Origin of the sequence: Mesorhizobium sp. NPDC059054, assembly GCF_042739215.1 — a bacterium.
Lineage (GTDB): Bacteria > Pseudomonadota > Alphaproteobacteria > Rhizobiales > Rhizobiaceae > Mesorhizobium.
On record NZ_JBHYHV010000001.1, the window covers coordinates 337,714 to 361,426 of the forward strand.

A 23,713-nucleotide genomic window follows, 5' to 3' on the forward strand; every position below is an offset into this window, starting at 1 on the left:
ATGAAACTGTTAAGCCCGGCCGCTACGCAGGTTTCGGACACGCAGCCCAGCCAACCCGAACAGCCAGAGGTCAGCCATGTCGGACCAGCCGCAAGACGAGATTCGTTTTCGCACCAGCCTGCTCGAAGAAAATGAAGGTCCGGCGATCAATCCGACCGACAACCGTACCATGGGCGAGATCATCGCCGCGCGCTTCTCGCGCCGCGGTTTCCTGAAGGGCTCGCTCGCCGTTTCGGCCATTGCCGTCACCGTCAGTCCGCTTGCCCTGATGAGCGCCGACGAGGCGCGGGCGGCCGAGGGCGGGTCGGCCTTTACCTTCGACGAGGTCGAGGCAGGCATCGATGACAAGCACCATGTCGCCGCCGGCTACGACGCCGACGTGCTCCTGCGCTGGGGCGATCCGCTGTTTGCCGACGCTCCAGCCTTCGATCCTACCAAGCAAACGGCCGAGGCCCAGGCCAGGCAGTTCGGCTACAACAACGATTTCGTCGGTTATATCCCGCTGGAAGGTTCGCCTGAGCACGGGCTGCTGGTGGTCAATCACGAATATACCAACCCGCATTTGATGTTCCCGGGCATCGTCAAGGTGGTGGAAAAGGATGGCAAGAAGGCGCTGGAACTTGCGCCACTTACCAAGGACCAAGTCGATGTCGAGATGGCCGCGCATGGCGGCACCATCGTCGAGATCCGCAAGGAAGGCGGCAAATGGCAGGTCGTGCGTGACGGCAAGCTGAATCGCCGCGTCACCGCGAACACCGAAATGGCGCTCTCCGGCCCGGTCGCCGGTCATGACCGCGTCAAGACCAATGCCGATCCATCGGGTACCAAGGTGCTGGGCACCGTCAACAACTGCGCCGGCGGTGTCACGCCCTGGGGCACCTACGTGATGGCCGAGGAGAATATCCACGGCTATTTCTCCGGCGCATTGCCGGAGGGCCACAAGGAAACCGAGAACTACAAGCGGCTCGGCATACCGGAGGGGGCCTACGAGTGGGGTGCCCACTACGACCGTTTCGACCTTGCCAAGGAACCGAACGAGGCGAACCGCTTCGGCTGGATCGTCGAGGTCGATGTCACCGATCCGAACTCGATGCCGAAGAAGCGCACCGCGCTTGGCCGTTTCAAGCATGAAGGCGCGGAATCGATCGTGGCCAAGGATGGCCGCGTCGTCTTCTATCTCGGCGACGACGAGCGTTTCGACTATGTCTACAAATTCGTCACCGCGGGCAAGTTCGATCCGGCCAATCCGGCCGCCAACAAGGATCTGCTCGACGAAGGCACGCTCCATGTCGCCAAGTTCGCCGAGGACGGCGGTGTCGAGTGGCTGCCCATCGTTTTCGGCCAAGGGCCGCTGACCGCCGAGAACGGCTTCAACAGCCAGGCCGACGTGCTGATCGAGACGCGCCGTGCCGCCGACCTGCTTGGTGCCACCAAGATGGATCGTCCCGAGGACATCCAGCCCAATGCCGTCAACGGCAAGGTCTATGTGATGCTGACCAACAACACCAAGCGCAAGGACGACCAGGTTGATGCCGCCAATCCGCGCGCCAAGAACGCCTTCGGCCATATGATCGAGATCGCCGAGGACGGCGGTGACTTTGCCGCGACCAAGGGCAAGTGGGAAGTCCTGCTGAAATGCGGTGATCCCTCGGTGGCCGATGTCGGCGCCTCCTTCTCCACCGCCACGACCGCCAACGGCTGGTTCGGCATGCCGGACAATTGCGCCGTCGATTCAGCCGGCCGGCTGTGGGTGGCCACCGACGGCAACAATGCCAAGGAAACCGGCCGCACCGACGGTCTTTGGGCGGTCGACACCGAGGGGCCGGCGCGGGCTACCTCCAAGCTGTTCTTCCGCGTGCCGGTGGGGGCGGAAATGTGCGGCCCGCAGTTTGCGCCGGACGACAAGACCGCCTTCGTTGCCGTACAGCATCCGGGCGACGGCGGTACCGACTGGGAGCCGTTCGGACGGCCGTCCTACTACGAGGATCTGTCCACCCGCTGGCCGGACTTCAAGCCGGATATGCCTGTACGGCCTTCGGTCGTTGCCATCACCAAGCAGGATGGCGGCAAGATCGGAGTTTAGCGAATTCCACCACCGACACCGCGCAGGGGTGGCAAAAGCTTCCCCCGCGGCTATTTCCGGCCGACGATCTTCGCCGCGATGGCTTTCGCTTCCTGGCCTGCGGCGTAGAAGTGGCCGACGATGCTCGGCTGCATCGAAATGAACCACAGGCCCGGCTGGCCACCCGGTTCAGCCCCATTGACCTTCGGCTTGCCCTTGTCGTCCACCACGCCGAGGCCGTCCAGCATCTTGTCCAGCCCGGTGCGGTAACCGGTGGCGGCGATGACGACATCGGCCTTGACCTTCGTTCCGTCGGCCAGCACGACATGCTCCGGCTTGAAGCCGGTTACGGGAGCCACGACCTTGATGCGGCCGGCCTTGATGGCGGCGATCGCGCCGTCGTCGGCGGCGATCGCGACGTGATCTTCCTTCAGCCGGCTGATGCCACCTTTCTTTACCGGCGCGAAGCCAAGCTTACGAAGGTCTCCGAACAACAGGCGCTGCACCAGCGCCACCACGAAATTGCCGAGCGGGATCGGCAGCGCGTTGGTGATCCTCGAAAAGCGTTGCACGGCGATCTTGCCGATCCGTTTGGGCAGGATGGAGGGGCCAGCACGGGCAGCGAGATGGATCATGGCCGTCTTGGCGCCGATCAGATAGTTCAGCGCGTCGAAGCCTGAATTGCCGGCGCCGATCACCAGTACGCTTTTGCCTTCGTAGTCCTTGGGACTGCCGAACTGCGCGGCATGGATCAGGCGCCCTCTGTATTCCGATGCCCCTGGCCAGTCCGGCATCCACGGTATTTTGTCGTGGCCGGTGGCGATCACGACGTTGCTGGCGCGGCGGGTGCCTTTGTTGGTACGAACCGCCCAGTGGTCGCCTTCGCGGGCGACACGCTCGACTTCGGTGCCGAATTCGACCGCGATGTTGCGTTCTTCGGCATAGCGTTCGAGATAGGCAATGACGGCAGCCTTGGGCGGAAAGGCCGGCACACCCTTGGGATAGGGCATGCCCGGAAGATAGGACATGTCGCGATGCGTGTTGAGCGCCAGCCGCTCGTGGCGCTGCCGCCACGGTTCGGCGATATGGGCTTCCTTTTCGAGCACGCTGGCCTTGATGCCATGCCGGGCCAGCGCGTCGGCCGTCGCCAGTCCGGCGGCACCGGCGCCGATCACGATCACCTCTTCGATCGTTTCGGTCATATTTCCACCAAATCCTTTCGCGACATCCCAGCCGCAACTTGATTGCGCTATGTGGCACCGACGGCGATATGGCAAGAGAGGGTTGAGGGGTGGCAGCGGCTTGTTGATTCGGAAGACGGATCGATGGGCCGTCTTCGGGTATCATCTGGGCGTAATTCATGGGCTCGCTCCGCAAGAGCATAGACCGCTTCCTCGACGACCGCGCTGCCGCTGTGCCGCGCGCCAGCCTGTCGCTTGCCAAGCGGCTGGAAATGCTCGCACAGCACGGCGATTTCTCGCTTGCCTATTCCACAGCCACGCAGCCGCTGCTGTCCTATTTCGGCGATGAAAACGGCTATGTCGCCTTCCAGACCATGATGGGCCGCCATTATGCGCTGGCCGATCCGGTCGTCGGCGATGCCGATCGCGCCGCGCTGATTTGCCGCTTCGTCGAGATCGCCAGTTCGCCCTGGTTCGTGCAGATCGGCGAGGCGACAGCGAAAATCCTGTCCGGCCTCGGTTATCAGGTCAGCCGCATCGGCTATGACACGCGCCTGCCGCTGCCGGCGCATGATTTCTCCGGCAAGCCCAACGAAACCGTGCGTTATTCCGAGCGCTGGCTGGTCAAGAAGGGTTATACGCTGACCGAGGACGAGGGTGGGCTGGTCGATGCCGACGAGGTGCGCCGCCTTTCCGATGAATGGCGATCCGGCCGCATCGTCGCGCGGCGCGAGATGGCTTTCCTCAACCGACCGTTCCCGATCCTGCCCGGTCCCGGCATGCGCCGTTTCGTGCTGCTGGACCCGGACAACAAACTGACCGCCTTGCTCGATTTCGATCCGATCTCCAGCGATGGCAAGGTCACGGGCTACACCACCGCTTTCAAGCGCAAGCTGGCCGGCGCCACTCCACATGCCGAGATCGGCCTGACCAAATTTGCGGTCGACCGGTTCCGTGAAGAGGGTATTTCGTCGGTGACGCTGGGCCTGTCGCCGCTGGCGGATATGGCGCCGAGCGGCTTTCCCGAAAGCACGTTCTGGCGCGGCGCCTTCAGTCGGGCGTTCGATTCCAGGCTGGTCAACCGCTATCGCTTCAACCTTCAGGGGCAGGCTGCCTTCAAGCGCCGTTTTCACGGCGTGGAGGAACCGGCCTATATCGCGTTCAAGCGCGGTACCGCCAGCGGCATGCTGGCTCTGCTGAGATTGCTGAAGGCGATTTGAGGAGCGCTGCTGTTACGTTCTCAGCCGGTATCCGGTCTTGAAGATCCAGCCGACGACGCCGATGCACAGCACCAGGAAGGCCAGCGTGATGCCGAGGCTGATCTCCACCGCCACGTCGGAATGGCCGAAAAAGGCCCAGCGGAAGCCGCTGACCAGATAGACGACCGGGTTGAACAGCGAGATCGTGCGCCAGACGCCCGGCAGCATGTCGATGGAATAGAACGAACCACCGAGGAAGGTGAGTGGCGTCACCACCAGCAGCGGAATCAGCTGCAACTGTTCGAAACCATTGGCCCAGATGCCGATGATGAAGCCGAACAGGCTGAAAGTCACAGCCGTCAGCACCAGGAATCCCAGCATCCAGAACGGGTGCTCGATGTTGAGATCGACGAAGAGCGAAGCTGTGGCCAGGATGATCAAGCCGATGCCGATCGACTTGGTGGCCGCCGCCCCGACATAGGCGACGACGACCTCCAGATAGGAGACCGGCGCCGACAGGAGCTCGAAGATCGTGCCGACGAATTTCGGGAAGTAGATGCCGAAGGAAGCGTTGGAGATCGACTGGGTGAGCAGCGTCAACATGATCAGCCCCGGCACGATGAAGGCGCCGTAGCTCACACCGTTGACCTCGGTGATGCGCGAGCCGATCGCGGCGCCGAACACCACGAAATAGAGCGAGGTCGAGATGACCGGCGAGATCACGCTCTGCATGATGGTGCGCAGCGTGCGCGCCATCTCCACCTTGTAGATCGCCCAGACGGCGCGATGGTTCATGACTGCCTCCTCACCAGGGAGACGAAGATCTCCTCCAGCGAACTGTTTTCGGTGTCGAGATCGCGGAACTGGATGCCGGCCTGGTCGAGGTCGCGGATCAGCGAGGCGACACCTGGCCGTTCCGCCTGGTTGTCATAGGTATAGGTAAGCCTGCTGCCGTCGGGCGAAAGCTCGAGATTGTAGGTTTCGAAGCCGGCCGGCACGGCGGTGAGGGGATTGCGCAGTTCGAGCTTCAGCAGCTTGCGGCCGAGCTTGCGCATCAGCTCCGCCTTTTCCTCCACCAGGATGATCTCGCCCTTGTTGATGACGCCGACCCGGTCGGCCATCTCCTCGGCTTCCTCGATGTAGTGGGTGGTGAGGATGATGGTGACGCCGGATTCCCGCAAGGTGCGCACCAGCGCCCACATGTCCTTGCGCAGTTCCACATCGACGCCGGCAGTCGGCTCGTCGAGAAACAGGATCTTCGGCTCATGCGACAACGCCTTGCCGATCATCACGCGGCGCTTCATGCCGCCGGAGAGGGTGATGATCTTGGAATCGCGCTTTTCCCACAGCGACAGGTCCTTGAGGACCTTTTCGATGAAGGCAGGGTCGGCCGGCTTGCCGAACAGGCCGCGGCTGAACGCCATCACCGAGCGCACCGTTTCGAAGGATTCCACCGTGAGTTCCTGCGGCACCAGCCCGATCAGGCTGCGCGCGGCGCGATAGTCGCTCGAGATGTCGTGACCGTCCACGGTGACCGTGCCGCCCGAGCGGTTGACGATGCCGCAGATAATCGAGATCAGCGTCGTCTTGCCGGCGCCATTGGGTCCGAGAAGAGCGAAGATTTCGCCACGCCTGATGTCGAGATTGATGTTCTTCAGCGCGCTGAAGCCGGTGGCATAGGTTTTCGAGACACCGGAAACGGAGATGACGGATTGCATGATGAAAAAGGTCTGATTGGAAAGGATTTGCCTTGTGCGCCTGAATGTCGGTTCCCGCAACCCGAAATCAAGGCGCCTGCTGACATATCTCGCCATCACTGGCCATGCGGCTAGGACGGGAACCAATTGCCTCAGGGACGTTCATGCGTTGGCGGCTTGCGGAACGATCGTCAATGCGATGAGTTATGCAAAGGGCAGTCGGGCAAACGCGCATTGCGCGCCAGATTTCGGAGGGAATACATGCGTGCCATCACTGTTTTCGCGGCCATTGCCGTGATTGCCGCAGCAGCGCCGGCGGGCGCGCAGGCCAGGGACGTGCCGCCGCCCAACGCGAAGAAACTGTCGGAGATCATCGCCAAGGTCGAGCAGAGGCCGGACTTCGCCTTCATCGACGAGGTCGACTGGGACAACAAGGGTTACGAAGTCACCTATTTCACCAAGGACGCCGCCAAGGTCGAAATCAAATACGATCCGGTCACCGCGACGCCGATGAACCTGCAATAAGGGGCTCGTTCCGATAGCTCAAAAGAAACCGCGCCGGAGAAAAGCGGCGCGGTTTTTTTTGGCTGGGCCGGCGGTCAGCTCTTCGGGCTCGCCATGACCAGGACAGGCTTGTCCGAATAGAGGTCCGGAAACATCGTCTTCAAATTCTCGATCTTCGGCAGGTCGTTGTAGACGATGTATGGATAGGTCGGGTTCCGCTCGAGGAAGTCCTGATGATAGTCCTCGGCGGGATAGAAGGCCTTGCCGGTCTCCAGCGTCGTCACGATCTTCTCGGGAAACGCCTTCGTCGTGTCGAGCTGGGCGATGTAATCCTCGGCGATCTTCTTCTGCCCGGCATCGGCGGCGAACACCGTGGAACGGTACTGGGTGCCGTAATCCGGCCCCTGGTAATTGAGCTGGGTGGGGTTGTGCGCCACCGAGAAATAGACCTGCAGCAGCTTTCCGTAGCTTACCTTTGACGGGTCGTAGGTGATCTCGACGGATTCGGCGTGGCCGGTGTTGCCCGAGCCGACGCGCTCGTACTCGGCCGTGTCGGCCGCCCCGCCGGCATAGCCGGAAACGGCTTTCGTCACGCCTTTGACGTGCTGGAACACACCTTGCACGCCCCAGAAGCAACCGCCGGCAAACACGGCTTTCTGCAAGCCTGATGCCGGCTTTTCGTCGACGGCGGGCGGCGGGATCTTCACGGCTTCCTCGGCAGCGCGTGTGGGCGCCTGCAGGAAGGTCAGTGCCGTGGCAGTCAGCGCGAGGCCTGCCAGCGCGGACACGCCGAAGGCCTTCCATGGCTTTGCTGCCTTGGATTTGCGATGTCGGATCATGCAGGGGCTCCTTTTTGTCCAAGGGCCGGGCAACGGTTCGCACTATACGATGGCCCGGGCGAAATGGCTTTCACGATGCTGTGTGAAGGGGTGACCCTCTCTGTGGAAAGAGAGGGTCGAAGGGTCACAGTCACTGCTTCTTCGGTTTCATCGCGTCCGCAGGTTTCATCGCATCCGCGGGCTTCATGGCGTTGTCGGACTTCATGGCTCCGTCCTTCTTCATCGCCCCCATGTCGTCGCAGGCCTTCATGGCCTCGTCCTTCTTCATGGCGTCCTTTTCCATGGCCGCCTTCTCCTTGCAGTCCGCAGCCATCTTTTCGGTGGCCATCTTGTCGGCAGGTTTCATGGCATCTTCGGCGCGTGCGCTGCCGGCGACAAAAGCGGTTGCGGCGAAAGCCAAGGCAAGGGCGGGAAGGCTGATCTGGGCAAGACGGGTCATGGTGTTCTCCTTCGAGGCTTGATGGTGGCGCATCTGTCGGCGCCTGTTGCACGCGGCCGTCCTGCGACCGCGCAAATCTCCGGCCGGGATTGGCCGGAAGACGGTTCGCGCAACCTATTCGGCGGCCGCGGCCAGGATCGGTCCGCCATGTAGCGTTTGCACCAGGACGGCAGTGGCAAGGCCGTCGCCGGCCTTCGGAAGGGATAGCGTCGCCGCTTCGCCGGACCATGTGCCGAGACGGGTAAGCGCATGCACCACATTGGCGTGCGGCAACGTGTGGCCACTGTTTTCGCCGCGCCCCACCGGTACGTCGACCACGCCCGGCCGGTAGTGCACCAGCCAGATGTCGGCGCCGTCCGGGGGTGCCGTGCCGGCGCCGATGGTGGCCTTGCCATCGGCCAGCGACAGCTCCGGTCCGGCTGGCGACGTGTCCTTGCCGATCAGCGTTTCGATGTCGGAAAGCTGGTTGCCGACCGTGTCCGCCCGCCCGTTGACCACCATCTGCGGCGTGAACGGACCGCTGCGGCCGAGCGCCGGCTCATAAGTCACCTGGCGGTCGGTGAATTCCTGCCGGCCGAACGTGTCCTTCCAGCCGAGATAGTCCCAGTAGGTGACGGCGAAGGACAGCGCCAGCACGCCCGGCCTGTCTTTCAGCTTGATCAGATTGGCATTGGCCGGCGGGCAGGACGAGCAGCCCTGGCTGGTGAAGAGTTCGACCACCGTGAGCGGCTGGGCCGCTGCTGCGAATGTGCCTGCCATGAGCAAGGCGCCCGCCGCCATGCCTCTCGCCGTGCCAACCAGATTGCTACGTACCGATTTCGCGCGCATCGCCTGCTCCGTTTCGCTGCCGCCCGCCGGCTTCATTCGGACATTCGCGATGACGCGGCCTCTCGTTACGCCGATCACCGCTTCGTGATCTCGCGCGCAAAAAAGAACCCGCCACGGACAGGTCCGGGCGGGTCGAGCAGACGAGAGTAAACTTGAGGTCGGGCAGGAATTATTGGGTCAAGACCGTTTCCGATGGCCGCTGTGAAAAGGCGCATTGTCCGGTGACTGTGTAGAAGAAGTCCGCATTGGAAACGGGCGCCGGCACCGCGTTGCCGCCGTCTTCCCACGCTTGCGAGCTGCTCTGCCCGCAGGGCACCACGCGGAAGATGTCGATCGTCTTGCCGGTCGCGACCTCGACGCCATCGATATAGAGACGGTTGGAGGTTGCCGGGTCGTTGGACTTCAGCACCTTGGGGCTTCCCGATGGCACATCCATCTGCAGGTAGAGGACGTCCATCTTGGTTACATCGATGGCCGCGCCCTTGCCTCCGGTCGTATCCAGCGTGATGGAGCAGGTCGTCACCTTCTCGCCGTTGATGATGGCGTCGGCGGGAATCGGATTCTTGCGACCGTAGTCGGATTTGTTCTTGGTGACGCAGGTTTGCGTCTGCACATCCTGGTAGACGCCATTGATATTGGGTACCGACACGGTCGTGGTGCCGTAGCCTTTGGAGTCGCCGCCCTTGTTGTAGGTATAGGTGATCCGCATCAATTCCTGCGTGGTCTTGGATTCGAACGGTATGCCGAACAACGTCATCTTCTTGTCCCACCAGCCCGAGGCCTTGTCGACCTTGAACGTCGCCTTGATCAGCGCCGGCGTCTTGGTCACGGCGGAGGTCGCGGTAATCGACACGTTGGTGATGGTGGCGAGCCGCAGGAAGTCGGTCGGCATGTTGTAACTTGCCGAGGACAAGGCATGCGCCGTGCCGTCGGTATCGACCTTGAAACTGGTCAGCGTCGCCGTGCCGTCGCCCTTGTTGGCCGTATAGAAGGCCTGCAGCGCTTCCTGCCGCTTGGCCAGGGTGGTGTCGGTCGGCAGCGTGGTGATGGCAAGGGTTGCCGCATCCAGCGCATTCTGCATCTCGTTCTTCGAGTTGATGCCGGACGTGTAATCCACCGAGATGCCGAGCACGGCAAGCAGCGGCAGTGCCGACAGTGCGAAGGCCGGCACGAGCGAGGCTTCCTTGGAGGTCAGGAACTTCAGGCAGAGCTTTCGCATGGGGATATCCCGGGTGACGATGCGCCGCTGATAACATGCGCCTTTCCAACGCCCGGCTAACACAACCGCTAAAGATTTAACGGCTGTGCGCAACCCCAGCGATCCCGCCGCTTGCCGGAGCATTCCGCCCCTGATAAAGGCCGCGCCATGAGCACGCCCATTTCCAACATCCGCAATTTTTCGATCGTGGCCCATATCGACCACGGCAAGTCGACCCTGGCCGACCGCCTCATCCAGATGACCGGCGCGCTGGAAGCGCGCGAGATGACGGAGCAGGTGCTCGACAACATGGACATCGAGCGCGAGCGCGGCATCACCATCAAGGCGCAGACCGTGCGCCTGAACTACAAGGCCAAGGACGGCCAGGACTATGTGCTGAACCTCATCGACACGCCGGGCCATGTCGACTTCGCCTATGAAGTGTCGCGCTCGCTGCGCGCCTGCGAGGGTTCGCTGCTGGTGGTCGACGCCTCGCAGGGCGTCGAGGCGCAGACGCTGGCCAATGTCTACCAGGCCATCGACGCCAACCACGAGATCGTCGTGGTGCTGAACAAGATCGATCTGCCCGCCGCCGAGCCGGACCGCATCAAGGAACAGGTCGAGGAGGTGATCGGCCTCGACGCCTCCGAGGCCGTGCTGATTTCGGCCAAGACCGGTATCGGCATCGAGGAGGTGCTGGAAGCGATCGTCACCAAGCTGCCGCCGCCGCGCGAAGGCGATGCCGCCAAGCCGCTCAAAGCCATGCTGGTCGATAGCTGGTACGACGCCTATCTCGGCGTCATCGTGTTGGTGCGCGTCATCGATGGTGTGCTCAAGAGGGGCCAGACCATCCGCATGATGGGCACCGGTGCCAAATACCCGGTCGAGCGCACCGGCTTCTTCACGCCGAAGATGATCCAGGCCGACGAGATCGGTCCTGGCGAGTTCGGTTTCATCACCGCCTCCATCAAGGAAGTGGCCGATACCCGCGTCGGTGACACCATCACCGAGGACCGCCGCCCGACCGCGGAAGCGCTGCCGGGCTTCAAGCCGGCGCAGCCGGTGGTGTTCTGCGGCCTGTTCCCGGTCGATGCCGCCGATTTCGAGGATCTGCGCGCCGCCGTCGGCAAGCTGCGCCTCAACGACGCGTCCTTCTCTTATGAAATGGAAACCTCGGCTGCGCTCGGCTTCGGCTTCCGCTGCGGCTTCCTCGGCCTTCTGCACCTGGAGATCATCCAGGAGCGGCTGGAGCGCGAGTTCGACCTCGATCTCATCGCCACGGCCCCTTCCGTCGTCTACCGCCTGGCGCTGACCGACGGTACGGTGAAGGAACTGCACAACCCGGCCGACATGCCCGACGTGGTCAAGATCGACCACATCGAGGAGCCCTGGATCCGCGCCACCATCCTGACGCCGGACGACTATCTCGGCGGCATCCTGAAGCTGTGCCAGGACAGGCGCGGCATCCAGATCGACCTGTCCTATGTCGGCAAGCGCGCCATGCTGGTCTACGAACTGCCGCTCAACGAAGTGGTCTTCGACTTCTACGACCGGCTGAAGTCGATCTCCAAGGGCTATGCTTCCTTCGACTATCACCTGACCGACTACAAGGAAGGCGACCTCGTCAAGATGTCGATCCTGGTCAACGAGGAGCCGGTCGACGCGCTCTCCATGCTGGTGCACCGGACGGCGGCCGAAAAGCGCGGCCGTGCTATGTGCGAGAAGCTGAAGGAGCTGATCCCGCAGCACATGTTCAAGATCCCGATCCAGGCTGCCATCGGTGGCAAGGTGATCGCGCGCGAGACGATTTCGGCGCTCCGCAAGGACGTGACCGCCAAGTGCTACGGCGGCGACGTCACCCGCAAGCGCAAGCTGCTGGACAAGCAGAAGGAAGGCAAGAAGCGCATGCGCCAGTTCGGCAAGGTCGACATCCCGCAGGCGGCCTTCATCGAAGCGCTGAAGATGGGGGATAATTAGCAGTCGGGCCGTTCGGCTTGACGCGTCGCCTCGTGAGGTGATGCGAGCTCTATCATCCAGATGACCCGTTCCTTCGTTCTGTTCCTTCTTGTCCTGCTGTCAGCCTGTGCGTCCGGCCGGACCGTGCCGCCGGCTCCAATAAAGACTGCCGCACCTGAAGTAAGTGAACCGCTGGATCCGTCGATCAAGCCGCTCAGCCAGGAATTGGAAGAAGCCGGGCAACAGAAACGTGGTCCCGCCTAGGCGCTTGCGGTTCTCAAGCTGGTCTCTGGCCCAGCCTATCCGCCTTTCGCGGCCAGCCATGATGGTCTAAAGCCCGGGCAGCTTCTGTCTTGCTTGGGCCCTGCCGTGACTGTTTCTTCCTCTGCTCCGCTTTTCCTCGGTATCGACACCGGCGGCACCTACACCGATGCGGTCCTGTGGTCGGACACGGGTGGCAAAGGCACGGTGGTCGCCAAGGCGAAATCGCTCACCACGCGGCATGACCTTGCCGTTGGCATCTCCGGCGCTGTCGGGCAGGTGCTGGAACAGACCGGCACCAATTCTGCGTCCATCAAGCTGGTCTCGATGTCGACCACGCTCGCCACCAACGCGCTGGTGGAAGGGCAGGGCGGGCGGGTGGCCCTGATCATGATCGGCTTCGGCCAGGCCGATCTCGAGCGTGACGGGCTGAAGGCGGCGCTGGGCACCGATCCGGTGTTCTTCTGCCCCGGCGGGCATGATGTGCATGGCAATGCGGCAGCCCTCGACCTTTCCGAACTGGAGGCGGCGTTGCCGGAGCTTGGCCGGTCCGTCTCGGGTTTCGCGGTCTGCGCCTATTTCGCCACCCGCAACCCCGCCCATGAACTCGCCGCGCGCGAGCTGATCCGCGAGGTGACCGGCCTGCCGGTCACCTGCAGCCATGAATTGTCGTCGAAGCTCGGCGGGCCGCGCCGGGCGCTGACCACTTTGCTCAATGCGCGGCTGATCGCCATGATCGACCGGCTGGTGGCGGCTACGGAAGGCTTCCTCATCGAGCGCGGCATCGCTGCCCCCCTGATGGTGGTACGCGGCGACGGTGCGCTCGTGTCGGCGGATTTCGCGCGCCAGCGGCCGATCGAGACCATTCTTTCGGGACCGGCGGCCTCGCTGGTCGGCGCCCGCCATATGACCGGACTGGACGATGCCGTCGTTTCCGACATCGGTGGCACCACGACGGACGTCGCCGTGCTCGACGGAGGCCGGCCGCGACTTGACCCGGAAGGCGCCACGGTCGGCGGCTTCCGCACAATGGTGGAAGCCGTCGCCATGCGCACCTTCGGTCTGGGTGGCGATTCCGAAGTGGCCCTGGAAGATGGTGGGCTGACACCGAAGATCCTCCTTGGTCCCCGCCGCGTCGTCCCACTCGCGCTGGCCGGCCTTGCCCACGGCGAGGCGGTGACAGGCGAACTGGATCGGCAGTTGCGCGCGCCGAACCCCGGCCGCATGGACGGACGCTTTGCCGTGCGCACCGGCGTGCCGGAGCGGCTGGCGGCAGGATTGAGTGGGCCGGAAACCAAGCTCTACGAGGCGATCGGCAGCGTGCCGTTGCCGATCGACCGATTGCTGACCTCCAATGCACAGAATGCGACGCTGAACCGGCTGGTGGCGCGCGGACTGGTGCATGTCGTCGGCTTCACGCCCTCGGATGCGGCGCACACGCTGGGCAAGCAGGCCAATTGGGATGCTCGTGCCGCCCGCCTCGGCGCCGAGCTCTTGGCTCGCCGCAAGGACGGGCGCGGCCAGGCGATCGCCGCCTCGCCCGAGGAGATCTCGGAGCGGGTGCTGGTGGCGCTGACCAGGGTTTCGGCGGAAGTCATCCTGGAGACCGCCTTCGCGGAGGACGGGCTGGATGGTGCCGCCACCGTGGCGCATGCACTGGTGCAGCGCGCGGTCGACGCGCATCCCGGCATCGCAAGGCTGACTGTGGCGCTTGATCGCCCGGTGATCGGCCTCGGCGCCTCGGCGCCGCTGCATTATGCGGCACTTGCCCCGCTGGTCGGCAATGAGTGCGTGGTGCCGGTCGATACCGATGTCGCCAATGCGCTCGGCGCCGTGGTCGGCCAGGTGCGCGTGACGGCAGAAGCGCGCGTCAGCCAGCCGAAGGAAGGGCTGTTCCGTGTCTCGTCCGGCGAAGGCGTGCGCGACTTCATCAATGAGGAAGATGCGATGGCCAAGGCGGAAGCCGATGTGCGCAAGCTCGTCGCCCTGCGCGCCGGCGAGGCGGGCACCGATGCCGCCGAGATCGACGTCGCGCGGGATATCCGCGCTTCCGTGGTCGAGGGCCAGCGCATGTTCATCGAGGCGCATATCGTGGCCACCGCCGCCGGCCGGCCGCGTATCGCGGCTTAGGGGGCGCTTTTTGTCGACACCTTTGAATGGGTGAGCAATAGCGTACAACTGCCTAGAACGGTCTGTAGCTCGTTCTGCGATGTTCCGGAATGGATCCCCGACACTCTCCGGTCGCTTCGCTCCCTCCGAGGTCGAGGATGACGGTTGTGAGGGGCGCCTCGGTTAATCTCGAACGTTAGCGACATGCCGAAATTGGAGATGTCCTGATGTTGGTTTGGTGCCAATGTTGGACAATGCTGAGGCCTGCCTATGCTGGTGGTGCCAGGAACTGCCGGTGACAATTTGCGTCGGCAGCAAATGAAGCCCGTCATCCTCGACCTCGCGGGGAGCGAGGCGACCGGAGAGTGTCGGGGATCCATTCCGGAACGCTGGCGATACAAACGCACCGGGTCTGAGGGCGGGGCGGCCGAACATGCCGAGCCGTCCTGCCACGGCACTAAATCGATTGTTCTGCTGCGACACCCGGTTTGCGACTGACGACGAATTGACCGGGCGGCGCTGACATGCCAAAGCCCGCCCCATCCTGACGATGCGTGGTCACGCAGCGTTGGTTAGGCTTGTTATTCGTCGCAGGTTCCCGCCGCAAAACCGTGGAACATTTTTGCGGAACCTGCTTTGCCGCCTCGCTCCCAGGCGGCATTTCTGGAGACTGTATATATGACCGATCGGATCGAGATCGCCGGATTGCAGATCGCTCGCGAACTGCATGACTTCGTTGCCAATGAGGCAGTTGCCGGTACCGGCGTGAACGCCGCCGACTTCTGGGCCGGCTTTTCCAAACTGGTGCACGATCTCGCGCCGAAAAACCGCGCGCTGCTGAAGAAACGCGACGACTTCCAGGAAAAGATCGACCGCTGGTATCGCGACAACGGCGCGCCGGTCGATATCGCCGCCTACAAGGACTTCCTGAAGGAGATCGGCTATCTGCTGCCCGAAGGCCCGGCCTTCAGCGTCTCCACCGACAATGTCGACCCCGAGATCGCCGTCGTGGCCGGCCCGCAGCTCGTCGTGCCGGTGATGAATGCGCGCTATGCACTCAACGCCGCCAACGCACGCTGGGGTTCGCTCTACGACGCACTCTACGGCACCGATGCCATTCCCGAGACCGACGGCGCCGAGAAAGGCAAGCATTACAACCCCAAGCGCGGCGAGAAGGTGATCGCCTGGGCGCGCGATTTCCTGAACGAGGCCGCGCCGCTGGATGGCGCTGCCTGGCAGGATGCGCGCTCCTTCACCATCAATGCCGGCGCGCTGCGCGTGTCGCTCAATGGCGGCCGCACCACCGGCCTGAAGCGGCCGGAGCAGTTCGTAGGTTATCTCGGCGAGGCTGCCAGCCCCGGCCAGTTCCTGCTCGCCAACAACGGCCTGCACATCGAGATCCTGTTCGATCCCAACTCGACCATCGGCAAGAACGATGCCGCCCATATTTCCGACGTTTGGCTGGAATCGGCGCTCACCACCATCATGGACTGCGAGGATTCGGTCGCGGCGGTCGATGCCGAGGACAAGGTCGTCGTCTACCGCAATTGGCTCGGCCTGATGAAGGGCGACCTTGCCGAGGAGGTGACCAAGGGCGGCAAGACCTTCACCCGCAAGCTCAATCCCGACCTCGATTACACGGCACCGGATGGCTCGACTTTCCTGGCGAAATGCCGCTCGCTGATGCTAGTGCGCAATGTCGGCCACCTGATGACCAATCCGGCCATCCTGCTCTCCGATGGCGCGGAAGTGCCGGAAGGCATCATGGATGCCGCGATCACCGCGCTGATCGCGCTGCACGATGTCGGCGAGAACGGCCGCCGCGCCAATTCGCGCGAAGGTTCGGTCTATGTCGTCAAGCCCAAGATGCACGGGCCGGAGGAAGTCGCCTTCGCCGTCGAGATCTTCGACCGCGTCGAAAAGCTGATCGGCATGAAGCCCAACACCATCAAGATGGGCATCATGGACGAGGAGCGGCGCACCACCGTCAACCTCAAGGAATGCATCCGTGCCGCCAGGGAGCGCGTGGTGTTCATCAACACCGGCTTCCTCGACCGCACCGGCGACGAGATCCACACCTCCATGGAAGCCGGCGCCATGTTGCGCAAGGGCGACATGAAGCAGGCCGCCTGGATCTCGGCCTATGAGAACTGGAACGTCGACACCGGTCTGGAATGCGGTCTCGCCGGCCATGCCCAGATCGGCAAAGGCATGTGGGCGATGCCCGACCTGATGGCGGCGATGCTGGAACAGAAGATCGCCCATCCCAAGGCGGGCGCCAACACCGCCTGGGTGCCGTCGCCGACGGCGGCGACGCTGCATGCCACGCACTACCACAAGGTCGACGTGCACGCCGTGCAGGAAGGCCTGAAGAGCCGGCCGAAGGCCAGGCTCGACGACATCCTGACCGTGCCGGTGGTCAAGCGCCCGAACTGGACGCCGGACGAGATCCAGCGCGAGATCGACAACAACGCGCAAGGCATCCTGGGCTATGTCGTGCGCTGGATCGACCAGGGCGTCGGCTGCTCCAAGGTGCCCGACATCAACGATGTCGGTCTGATGGAAGACCGCGCCACGCTGCGCATCTCCTCGCAGCACATCGCCAACTGGCTGCATCACGACATCTGCTCGCACATTCAGGTGCTGGATTCGCTGCAGCGCATGGCGGTCATCGTCGATACGCAGAATGTCGGCGATCCGAGCTATCGGCCGATGGCGCCGGATTTCGACCAATCGATCGCCTTCCGTGCCGCCTGCGACCTGGTGTTCAAGGGCCGCGACCAACCGAACGGCTACACCGAGCCGGTGCTGCACAAGCGCCGCCTCGAACTGAAGGCCAAGCAGGGCGCCGCCTAGGCCCGTCGGCTAAGCATCATGCTTGTAGCCAGCGCGGCGATCGGTTAGGCGGAGCTGATATGAAACTGCTCGCCATCGATTGCTCCGCCAGCCTGTGCGCCGCCTGCGTCTACGACGCTGCGGCGGATAGGCTCTTGGGCCGGCATGTGCTCGATCTCGGAAAAGGCCATGCCGAGCATCTGCTGGCGGTCATCGACAAGGCTCTGGCCGATGCCGGCGTTACCTACGCCGATCTCGGCGCCATTGCCGTCTCGACCGGTCCCGGCTCCTTCACCGGCATCCGCGTCGGCGTCTCGGCGGCGCGCGGTCTGGCGCTGGCGCTGAAAATTCCGGCCATCGGCGTCACCACGCTGGAGGCACTGGCGGTGGAAGCGGCGACGATCCTCCCGGGGCGTGTTGTGCTGGCGGTGCTCGATGGCGGGCGGAGCGAAATCCATGCCGCTCTCTTCGGCGCCGATGGGCTGGCACGTCATGGTCCCGCCATCATCACCCTTTCCGATGCGGCCCTGATGGCCACGGAGAATGCGGCGGTGCTTGCCGGCACGGCCGCCGAGACGGTCGCGGATGCTGCCGGCGGCGTGTTCGACTTCGGGCCGCTTGCCGCCACCGCCGACATTGCGACTTACGCGCGGCTGGCTGCGCTGAAGGGGCCGGGTGAAAAACCCAAACCGGTCTATCTGCGCGATGCCGATGCCAAGCCGCAGGCCGGCTTTGTCTTGCCGAGGGCCGGCTGATGCGCATTCCGTTCCTGTCACCGCGCCGCCGCGAATATGCGCTCGAACCGTTGACCGTGGCAGACGCCGCCGCCGTCTCGTCGCTGCACCACGAGGATTTCGTGCGGCCCTGGACCGATGGCGAGTTCGCGACACTGCTCGAACAGGACACGGTTTTCGGTTTTGCCGCCCGCGAGGTCGGCCACGGCGCCGAAGCGCCGGTCGGTTTCGTGCTGGCCAGGTTTGCCGCGGGCGAGGGCGAGATCCTCACCGTTGCGGTCGCCCGCGCTCACCGCAGGCAAGGTCTCGGCTGGCAATTGATGGATGCGGTGCTGCGCAACCTGCACGGCGAGCGCGCCGAGGCGCTGTTCCTCGAAGTGGATGAAACCAATGTCGCGGCGCTGACCCTCTATCGCCGGCTCGGCTTCCGCGAAGTCGGCAAGCGGCCGAATTATTACCGTTCGCCCGAACATGGCCCGACCGGCGCGCTTGTCATGCGCCGCGATCTCCGCTAGCGCCTTCATGCCGCAATCGGGGACGTGATGGTCGGAAAAATCAGGACAGTTCTGGCCTTCGCCTATGTCGTGCTGGCAACCGCGGTGCTGGTGCCGCTGCAGCTCATTTCAATGAAGACGGGATGGTGGCCGGAAACGGTCATCCTGAAGATATGGCACCGCGCCATGGCCCGCGCGCTCGGCATTCGCGTCCACACCCACGGCACGTTGTCCAACCAGCGGCCGTTGCTGGTTGCTTCCAATCATATTTCCTGGACCGATATCATGGTTCTTGGCTCGCTGGTCGACGTGAAATTCATCGCCCGCGCCGACATGGAGAACTGGCCGGCGATCGGAAAGCTGTCGAAGCTGCAGCGCACCGTCTTCATCGAGCGGGAGCGCAAGCGCACGTCCGGCGACCAGGCCAATGAGATCGCGGCCCGGCTGGCCAAGGGCGACGCCATGGTGCTGTTTGCCGAAGGCACCACCGGCGACGGCAATATGGTGCTGCCGTTCAAGACCACGCTGTTTGGCGCTGCTTCCATGGCGATCGCCGAAGGAACGGCGGAGGAAGTCTTCATCCAGCCGGTGGCGATCGCCTACACCCGTCTGCACGGCGTGCCGCTCGGCCGGCGCTGGCGCCCGGTGGCGTCATGGATCGGCGATCAGGATCTTGGTCCTCACCTCAAGGCGCTGCTCGCCGAGGGTGGGCTCGATGTCGAGGTGCATTTCGGCGAACCGGTTGCCTTCTCCAGGCGTTCCAACCGCAAGGAGACGGCGCGCGTGGTGGAAGCCCGCGTGCGTGAGATGATGCAGGCAGCGCTCAGCGAGCCCGTGAAGTAGCGCTCTTCGGTTCGCTTGGCGGTTCCACACCCGCCCTGCAGCCCTCGGTTCACGGCAGGCAATCGCGTATGGCGCATTGCCCCCTCTCCGTCTCGCCCTGCGCCGGCGGCAAAAGCCGCCGGAGAAGCCCGAGACGGAGAGGGGGAACTTCATATATGCGATTGCCCTGCCGTTTAGGAGAGCAGCGCCAGGCAGGGCAATAGGGGGCAGTGCCATATTCGCCCCCGCGGAGCGGGGCTAACCTCTGTCATTCACGCCGGAAAAGCGTTAGAAGCCGCCGCATGGAACTGGAAACGCTTTCGCCGAACACCGAAAAGGGTGCCGATGCGCCCCAGCCTAAGAAGGTCTTCGTCAAGACCTATGGCTGCCAGATGAATGTCTATGACTCGCAGCGCATGACCGATGCGCTGGCGGCAGACGGCTATGCCGAAACCAGTGTCATCGAAGATGCCGATCTGGTGCTGCTCAACACCTGCCATATCCGCGAGAGGGCCGCGGAGAAGGTCTATTCGGAGCTCGGCCGCATCCGTGAGTTGAAGAACGAGAAGGCGGCAGCGGGCCGTGAGATGCTGATCGGCGTCACCGGCTGCGTGGCGCAGGCCGAGGGCCGCGAGATCATCCGCCGCGCGCCGGCGGTCGATCTGGTCATCGGCCCGCAGACCTACCACCGTCTGCCGGACGTGCTGGCGCGCGTGCGCGGCGGCAGCCGCGTGGTCGAGACCGAATACGCCGTCGAGGACAAGTTCGAGCACCTGCCGCAGCCCAAGCGCGCCGTGGTCGCCAAGCGCGGCGTTGCCGCCTTCCTCACCGTGCAGGAAGGCTGTGACAAGTTCTGCACCTTCTGCGTGGTTCCTTATACGCGTGGCTCGGAAGTGTCGCGGCCGGTCGCTCAGATCGTCGCCGAGGCTGAGCGCCTTGCCGATGCCGGCGTGCGCGAAGTGACGCTGCTTGGCCAGAACGTGAATGCCTGGCACGGCGAAGGGCCGGATGGCTCCGACTGGGGGCTGGGCCGGCTGCTCTATCGCCTGGCCGAAATTCCCGGCATTGCCCGGCTGCGCTACACCACCAGCCACCCGCGCGACATGGATGACGAGTTGATCGCCGCGCACCGCGATCTGCCCACCCTGATGCCTTATCTGCATCTGCCGGTGCAGTCGGGCTCGGACCGGATCCTCAAGGCCATGAACCGGCGCCATAAGGCGCAGGACTATCTGCGTCTGGTCGACCGCGTCCGCGCCGCACGTTCCGACATCGCCATGTCGGGCGATTTCATCGTCGGTTTTCCCGGCGAGACGGATGCCGATTTCGAAGACACGATGCGGCTGGTGCGGGAAGTGGGCTATGCATCCGCCTTCTCGTTCAAATATTCGCCGCGCCCCGGCACTCCGGGTGCCGAAATGGACGATCATGTGCCCGAAAAGCTGAAGGACGAGCGCCTGCACACGCTGCAGGCGCTGCTGGTACAACAGCAGCAGGCCTTCACCGCTTCCATGGTCGGTCGCACCATCACGACGCTGATCGAGAAGCCCGGCCGGCAGGCCGGCCAGAAGGTCGGCCGCTCGCCTTGGCTGCAGCCGGTGATTGTTGATGAAAAGGCCGGCGAAATCGGTGACATTATTGAGGTGCGAATCACGCGGCCGGGCTTCAACAGCCTGTACGCCGAACCTATCTGAGTTACGGATCGGTCTGAGTTACGGGTCGGAATGACGGATCAGATGAGGAGAGACGTTTGAGCGCCACTGAATTGAAGGACGTGCCCCCAAGCACTGCATCCGGGGCCTCGGATATGGCGCATATCGTTCTGACCTTCGACAACAACAAGCTGGCCAGTGCGCTGTATGGCCAGTTCGATGAGAACCTGGCGCGACTTGAGCAGAAGCTCGGCGTCGACATCCGCTCGCGCGGCAACCAGCTTACCATCAAGGGCTCGTCGACCGCCGCCGAACAGGCGCGCCGCGCCTTGGACAACCTCTACGATATCTTGCAGAAGGGCGCCGATATCGCCCAGTCGGACGTGGATGGCGCCGTGCGCATGGCGGTTGCGGCCGACGACCAACTGGTACTGCCGACAATGGAACGCAAGGGCAAAGTGTCCGCCGCACAGATCTCGACCCGCAAGAAGACCATCTACGCCCGTTCGCTGAACCAGGACGCCTATATGCGCGCGCTGGAACGGTCGGAACTGGTATTCGGCATCGGCCCGGCCGGTACCGGCAAGACCTATCTGGCGGTCGCGCATGCAGCCATGCTGCTGGAGCGCGGCATGGTCGAACGCATCATCCTGTCGCGGCCGGCAGTCGAGGCTGGCGAGCGGCTCGGTTTCCTGCCGGGCGACATGAAGGAAAAGGTCGACCCTTATCTGCGCCCGCTCTACGACGCTCTTTACGACATGATGCCGGGCGACAAGGTGGAGCGCGCCATCGGAGCCGGCGTCATCGAGATCGCGCCGCTGGCCTTCATGCGCGGACGCACGCTGGCGCATGCCGCCGTCATCCTCGACGAGGCGCAGAACACCACCCAGATGCAGATGAAGATGTTCCTGACGCGTCTGGGCGAGAATTCGCGCATGATCATCACCGGCGATCCGACCCAGATCGATCTGCCGCCCAACACCAAGTCGGGCCTGGTCGAGGCGTTGCGCGTGCTGGACGGGGTTCCCGGCATCGTGACCGTGCGTTTCGCCGATGGGGATGTCGTGCGCCACCCGCTGGTGGGTGAGATCGTCAGGGCCTATGACCGTGACGGCAAGGTCTCCCGCGGCCTGGGGGCGGACAACTGATCCTGCCGGTATGCCCGCTAGCGCATGACCCCGAAAATCGGAATCGATTTTCGGAAAGGATCATGCGCCAAATCAAAGTGTTAGAGCGACCTTTGCGCGTCCAAAAGGACGCGCGGCGCTCTAGCCAGGACAAGGCTCGATGACGTCGCCTGATCTGCCATTCGATATCGATCTCGCGGTCGAAGCCGGTGTCTGGCCGTCCGAGGCGGAGTTGCTTGGCCTTGTCGAACGCTCCGTCGGCGCTGCCTTTGCCGAACTTCGCCTTGCCCGAAACGACCCCTCCGAGCTCAGCGTTGTCTTCACCGACGATGCCGCCATCCAGGCGCTGAATGCGGAATGGCGCGGCAAGGACAAACCCACCAACGTGCTGTCCTTCCCAGCCTTTCCGCCGGCCAAGGGCGGTCCGCTGCCGCCGATGCTCGGCGATATCGTCTTGGCTGCCGAAACGGTTGCGCGCGAGGCGGCCGAAGAGAAGAAGCCGATCGAAAACCACGTCAGCCACCTTGTGATCCATGGCCTGCTGCATCTGCTGGGCTATGATCACGAGACCGACGATGAAGCCGAGGAGATGGAGGCGGTCGAGCGCGCGGCGCTGGCAAGACTTGCCATTCCCGATCCGTATGCGTAACTAAACATTCAATTGACCGGACGACGATGAACGAGAAATCAGAGACTGCCGCCCCCACGGACGCCGGCAGTGCCTTAAAGGCTTCCGGAAAGACGGAAGAAACGCCCAGTCCGAGTACCAACTCCGGCAGCATAGCGAGCGAGCCTTCTTCTGCCGGCCCCTCACTGTTCGAGCGCATTCTGGGTCTTTTCCGTCAACGCAACGGAACCTCGTTGCGCGAGGAAATCGCCGACGCGCTCGCCGAAACCGAGACGGGCGCCGAGTCCTTCTCGCCTGGCGAACGGGCGATGCTCAACAACATACTGCGCCTGCGCGAGGTTCGCGTCGAGGACGTCATGGTGCCGCGCGCCGACATCCAGGCAGTGGAGATCGGGACGACCCTGGGCGACATGCTGGTGTTGTTCGAGCAGTCCGGCCATTCCCGCATGCCGGTCTATTCCGAGACGCTGGACGATCCGCGCGGCATGGTCCACATCCGCGACGTGCTCGCCCACATCACACGCCTTGCCCGGGTCAGGAAACCGGGCCGCGCCAGCCGCAAGACGCCGGCCGCCGCGCTGCTCGACCTGACCCAGGTCGATCTCGCGCGCACTATCGGCGACCTCAGCCTGATCCGGCCGGTGCTGTTCGTGCCGCCTTCGATGCTGGCCTCCGACCTGATGGGCCGGATGCAGGCCGCACGCACGCAGATGGCGCTGGTCATCGATGAATATGGCGGTACCGACGGCCTCGCCTCGCTGGAGGACATCGTCGAGATGGTGGTCGGCGACATCGAGGACGAGCATGACGACGACGAGCCGATGATCACGCAGGCCGGCGACGGCATCTACGTGGTGGATGGCAAGGCGGAGATCGATGACGTCGCCAAGATGCTCGGCGAGCACTTCGCAGCCGGCGAACACGGCGAGTCGGTCGACACGATCGGCGGCATGATCTTCAATACGCTGGGGCGCGTACCGGCGCGGGGCGAGGTGGTGCAAGCCATTCCGGGCTTCGAGTTTCACATCCTCGATGCCGATCCTCGCCGGGTGAAGCGCGTGCGCATCGTCGAGAGCCAGAAGGCGATCGAGCGTCGCCGCCGCGCGCGGGCCGAACAAGCGTAGGCTTATCCAGGATTTTCATAGTTA

At 63.7% G+C, this 23,713-nt stretch carries 20 protein-coding genes; 13 read left to right on the forward strand and 7 right to left on the reverse strand.

Going from position 1 to position 23,713, the window contains the following annotated elements; all coding sequences use genetic code 11:
* The first annotated feature begins 76 nt into the window (after positions 1–76).
* The gene (locus ACFWXH_RS01605) at positions 77–2,083 is read left to right on the forward strand and encodes a PhoX family phosphatase (protein ID WP_054309147.1); all 2,007 of its coding nucleotides are present in this window, start codon (positions 77–79) and stop codon (positions 2,081–2,083) included.
* 50 nt (positions 2,084–2,133) lie between these two features.
* Here ACFWXH_RS01605 and ACFWXH_RS01610 read toward each other — a convergent pair whose 3' ends face one another.
* A complete protein-coding gene (locus ACFWXH_RS01610) occupies positions 2,134–3,264 on the reverse strand; it encodes a flavin-containing monooxygenase (RefSeq protein ID WP_379116936.1) in 1,131 nt (376 codons plus the stop codon).
* 158 nt (positions 3,265–3,422) lie between these two features.
* Here ACFWXH_RS01610 and ACFWXH_RS01615 point away from each other — a divergent pair, with 158 nt between their 5' ends.
* Positions 3,423–4,463 (forward strand): phosphatidylglycerol lysyltransferase domain-containing protein, encoded by a 1,041-nt coding sequence (locus ACFWXH_RS01615; RefSeq protein WP_379116938.1) that lies wholly within the window; start codon positions 3,423–3,425, stop codon positions 4,461–4,463.
* A 12-nt stretch (positions 4,464–4,475) separates the two neighbouring features.
* Here the strand turns inward: ACFWXH_RS01615 and ACFWXH_RS01620 are convergent, their stop codons facing one another.
* The gene (locus tag ACFWXH_RS01620) at positions 4,476–5,237 is read right to left on the reverse strand and encodes an ABC transporter permease (protein WP_054309144.1); all 762 of its coding nucleotides are present in this window, start codon (positions 5,235–5,237) and stop codon (positions 4,476–4,478) included.
* Positions 5,234–6,160: an ABC transporter ATP-binding protein gene (locus tag ACFWXH_RS01625; protein WP_054309466.1), complete on the reverse strand. Its 927-nt coding sequence runs from the start codon at positions 6,158–6,160 to the stop codon at positions 5,234–5,236. The genes ACFWXH_RS01620 and ACFWXH_RS01625 overlap by 4 nt, the downstream gene beginning before the upstream one ends.
* A gap of 240 nt (positions 6,161–6,400) precedes the next feature.
* On the opposite strand from ACFWXH_RS01625, the gene ACFWXH_RS01630 reads away from it, so the two are divergent.
* Complete coding sequence (locus tag ACFWXH_RS01630; protein WP_379116941.1) at positions 6,401–6,664, forward strand: PepSY domain-containing protein; 264 nt, start codon at positions 6,401–6,403, stop codon at positions 6,662–6,664.
* Between the two features lie 74 nt (positions 6,665–6,738).
* Here the strand turns inward: ACFWXH_RS01630 and msrA are convergent, their stop codons facing one another.
* The 4 genes from msrA to ACFWXH_RS01650 all read right to left on the reverse strand — a co-directional run bounded on the left by msrA (position 6,739) and on the right by ACFWXH_RS01650 (position 9,968).
* Entirely contained in the window at positions 6,739–7,482 is a 744-nt protein-coding gene (gene msrA, locus ACFWXH_RS01635; protein ID WP_379116943.1) for a peptide-methionine (S)-S-oxide reductase MsrA, read from the reverse strand.
* Positions 7,483–7,612: 130 nt separating this feature from the next.
* A complete protein-coding gene (locus tag ACFWXH_RS01640) occupies positions 7,613–7,921 on the reverse strand; it encodes a hypothetical protein (protein WP_379116945.1) in 309 nt (102 codons plus the stop codon).
* 114 nt (positions 7,922–8,035) lie between these two features.
* On the reverse strand, positions 8,036–8,749 hold the full coding sequence (locus ACFWXH_RS01645; protein ID WP_379116947.1) for a DUF1223 domain-containing protein: 714 nt from the start codon (positions 8,747–8,749) through the stop codon (positions 8,036–8,038).
* 169 nt (positions 8,750–8,918) lie between these two features.
* On the reverse strand, positions 8,919–9,968 hold the full coding sequence (locus ACFWXH_RS01650; RefSeq protein ID WP_379116949.1) for a TadE/TadG family type IV pilus assembly protein: 1,050 nt from the start codon (positions 9,966–9,968) through the stop codon (positions 8,919–8,921).
* A gap of 147 nt (positions 9,969–10,115) precedes the next feature.
* Between ACFWXH_RS01650 and lepA the strand changes: the two genes are divergently transcribed.
* The 10 genes from lepA to ACFWXH_RS01700 all read left to right on the forward strand — a co-directional run bounded on the left by lepA (position 10,116) and on the right by ACFWXH_RS01700 (position 23,689).
* Complete coding sequence (gene lepA, locus ACFWXH_RS01655) at positions 10,116–11,924, forward strand: translation elongation factor 4 (protein WP_054309139.1); 1,809 nt, start codon at positions 10,116–10,118, stop codon at positions 11,922–11,924.
* Positions 11,925–12,272: 348 nt separating this feature from the next.
* Positions 12,273–14,294, forward strand: coding sequence for a hydantoinase/oxoprolinase N-terminal domain-containing protein (locus ACFWXH_RS01660; protein WP_379116951.1), 2,022 nt, complete (start codon positions 12,273–12,275; stop codon positions 14,292–14,294).
* 657 nt (positions 14,295–14,951) lie between these two features.
* The gene (locus ACFWXH_RS01665; RefSeq protein ID WP_379116953.1) at positions 14,952–17,129 is read left to right on the forward strand and encodes a malate synthase G; all 2,178 of its coding nucleotides are present in this window, start codon (positions 14,952–14,954) and stop codon (positions 17,127–17,129) included.
* Positions 17,130–17,188: 59 nt separating this feature from the next.
* Positions 17,189–17,863 (forward strand): tRNA (adenosine(37)-N6)-threonylcarbamoyltransferase complex dimerization subunit type 1 TsaB, encoded by a 675-nt coding sequence (gene tsaB, locus ACFWXH_RS01670; protein WP_379116955.1) that lies wholly within the window; start codon positions 17,189–17,191, stop codon positions 17,861–17,863.
* A complete protein-coding gene (gene rimI, locus ACFWXH_RS01675) occupies positions 17,863–18,357 on the forward strand; it encodes a ribosomal protein S18-alanine N-acetyltransferase (protein ID WP_054309133.1) in 495 nt (164 codons plus the stop codon). Before tsaB ends, rimI begins: the two co-directional genes overlap by 1 nt.
* Before the next feature lie 27 nt (positions 18,358–18,384).
* Positions 18,385–19,179 carry a lysophospholipid acyltransferase family protein gene (locus ACFWXH_RS01680; RefSeq protein ID WP_379116957.1) on the forward strand — a complete coding sequence of 265 codons (795 nt, stop codon included), beginning with the start codon at positions 18,385–18,387 and terminating at the stop codon, positions 19,177–19,179.
* A gap of 281 nt (positions 19,180–19,460) precedes the next feature.
* Positions 19,461–20,852, forward strand: a complete 1,392-nt coding sequence (gene miaB / locus ACFWXH_RS01685; protein ID WP_379116959.1) for a tRNA (N6-isopentenyl adenosine(37)-C2)-methylthiotransferase MiaB — start codon at positions 19,461–19,463, stop codon at positions 20,850–20,852.
* A 56-nt stretch (positions 20,853–20,908) separates the two neighbouring features.
* A complete protein-coding gene (locus ACFWXH_RS01690; protein ID WP_379116960.1) occupies positions 20,909–21,958 on the forward strand; it encodes a PhoH family protein in 1,050 nt (349 codons plus the stop codon).
* A gap of 139 nt (positions 21,959–22,097) precedes the next feature.
* Positions 22,098–22,586 carry an rRNA maturation RNase YbeY gene (gene ybeY / locus ACFWXH_RS01695; protein WP_379116962.1) on the forward strand — a complete coding sequence of 163 codons (489 nt, stop codon included), beginning with the start codon at positions 22,098–22,100 and terminating at the stop codon, positions 22,584–22,586.
* 26 nt (positions 22,587–22,612) lie between these two features.
* The gene (locus ACFWXH_RS01700; RefSeq protein ID WP_379116964.1) at positions 22,613–23,689 is read left to right on the forward strand and encodes a hemolysin family protein; all 1,077 of its coding nucleotides are present in this window, start codon (positions 22,613–22,615) and stop codon (positions 23,687–23,689) included.
* Positions 23,690–23,713: the final 24 nt, after the last annotated feature.

Coding starts and splice junctions, on each gene's coding strand:
- ACFWXH_RS01605 (WP_054309147.1), top strand. CDS start 77: ATGTCGGACCAGCCGCAAGACGAGATTCGTTTTCGCACCAGCCTGCTC.
- ACFWXH_RS01610 (WP_379116936.1), bottom strand. CDS start 3,264: ATGACCGAAACGATCGAAGAGGTGATCGTGATCGGCGCCGGTGCCGCC.
- ACFWXH_RS01615 (WP_379116938.1), top strand. CDS start 3,423: ATGGGCTCGCTCCGCAAGAGCATAGACCGCTTCCTCGACGACCGCGCT.
- ACFWXH_RS01620 (WP_054309144.1), bottom strand. CDS start 5,237: ATGAACCATCGCGCCGTCTGGGCGATCTACAAGGTGGAGATGGCGCGC.
- ACFWXH_RS01625 (WP_054309466.1), bottom strand. CDS start 6,160: ATGCAATCCGTCATCTCCGTTTCCGGTGTCTCGAAAACCTATGCCACC.
- ACFWXH_RS01630 (WP_379116941.1), top strand. CDS start 6,401: ATGCGTGCCATCACTGTTTTCGCGGCCATTGCCGTGATTGCCGCAGCA.
- msrA (WP_379116943.1), bottom strand. CDS start 7,482: ATGATCCGACATCGCAAATCCAAGGCAGCAAAGCCATGGAAGGCCTTC.
- ACFWXH_RS01640 (WP_379116945.1), bottom strand. CDS start 7,921: ATGACCCGTCTTGCCCAGATCAGCCTTCCCGCCCTTGCCTTGGCTTTC.
- ACFWXH_RS01645 (WP_379116947.1), bottom strand. CDS start 8,749: ATGCGCGCGAAATCGGTACGTAGCAATCTGGTTGGCACGGCGAGAGGC.
- ACFWXH_RS01650 (WP_379116949.1), bottom strand. CDS start 9,968: ATGCGAAAGCTCTGCCTGAAGTTCCTGACCTCCAAGGAAGCCTCGCTC.
- lepA (WP_054309139.1), top strand. CDS start 10,116: ATGAGCACGCCCATTTCCAACATCCGCAATTTTTCGATCGTGGCCCAT.
- ACFWXH_RS01665 (WP_379116953.1), top strand. CDS start 14,952: ATGACCGATCGGATCGAGATCGCCGGATTGCAGATCGCTCGCGAACTG.
- tsaB (WP_379116955.1), top strand. CDS start 17,189: ATGAAACTGCTCGCCATCGATTGCTCCGCCAGCCTGTGCGCCGCCTGC.
- rimI (WP_054309133.1), top strand. CDS start 17,863: ATGCGCATTCCGTTCCTGTCACCGCGCCGCCGCGAATATGCGCTCGAA.
- ACFWXH_RS01680 (WP_379116957.1), top strand. CDS start 18,385: ATGGTCGGAAAAATCAGGACAGTTCTGGCCTTCGCCTATGTCGTGCTG.
- miaB (WP_379116959.1), top strand. CDS start 19,461: ATGGAACTGGAAACGCTTTCGCCGAACACCGAAAAGGGTGCCGATGCG.
- ybeY (WP_379116962.1), top strand. CDS start 22,098: ATGACGTCGCCTGATCTGCCATTCGATATCGATCTCGCGGTCGAAGCC.
- ACFWXH_RS01700 (WP_379116964.1), top strand. CDS start 22,613: ATGAACGAGAAATCAGAGACTGCCGCCCCCACGGACGCCGGCAGTGCC.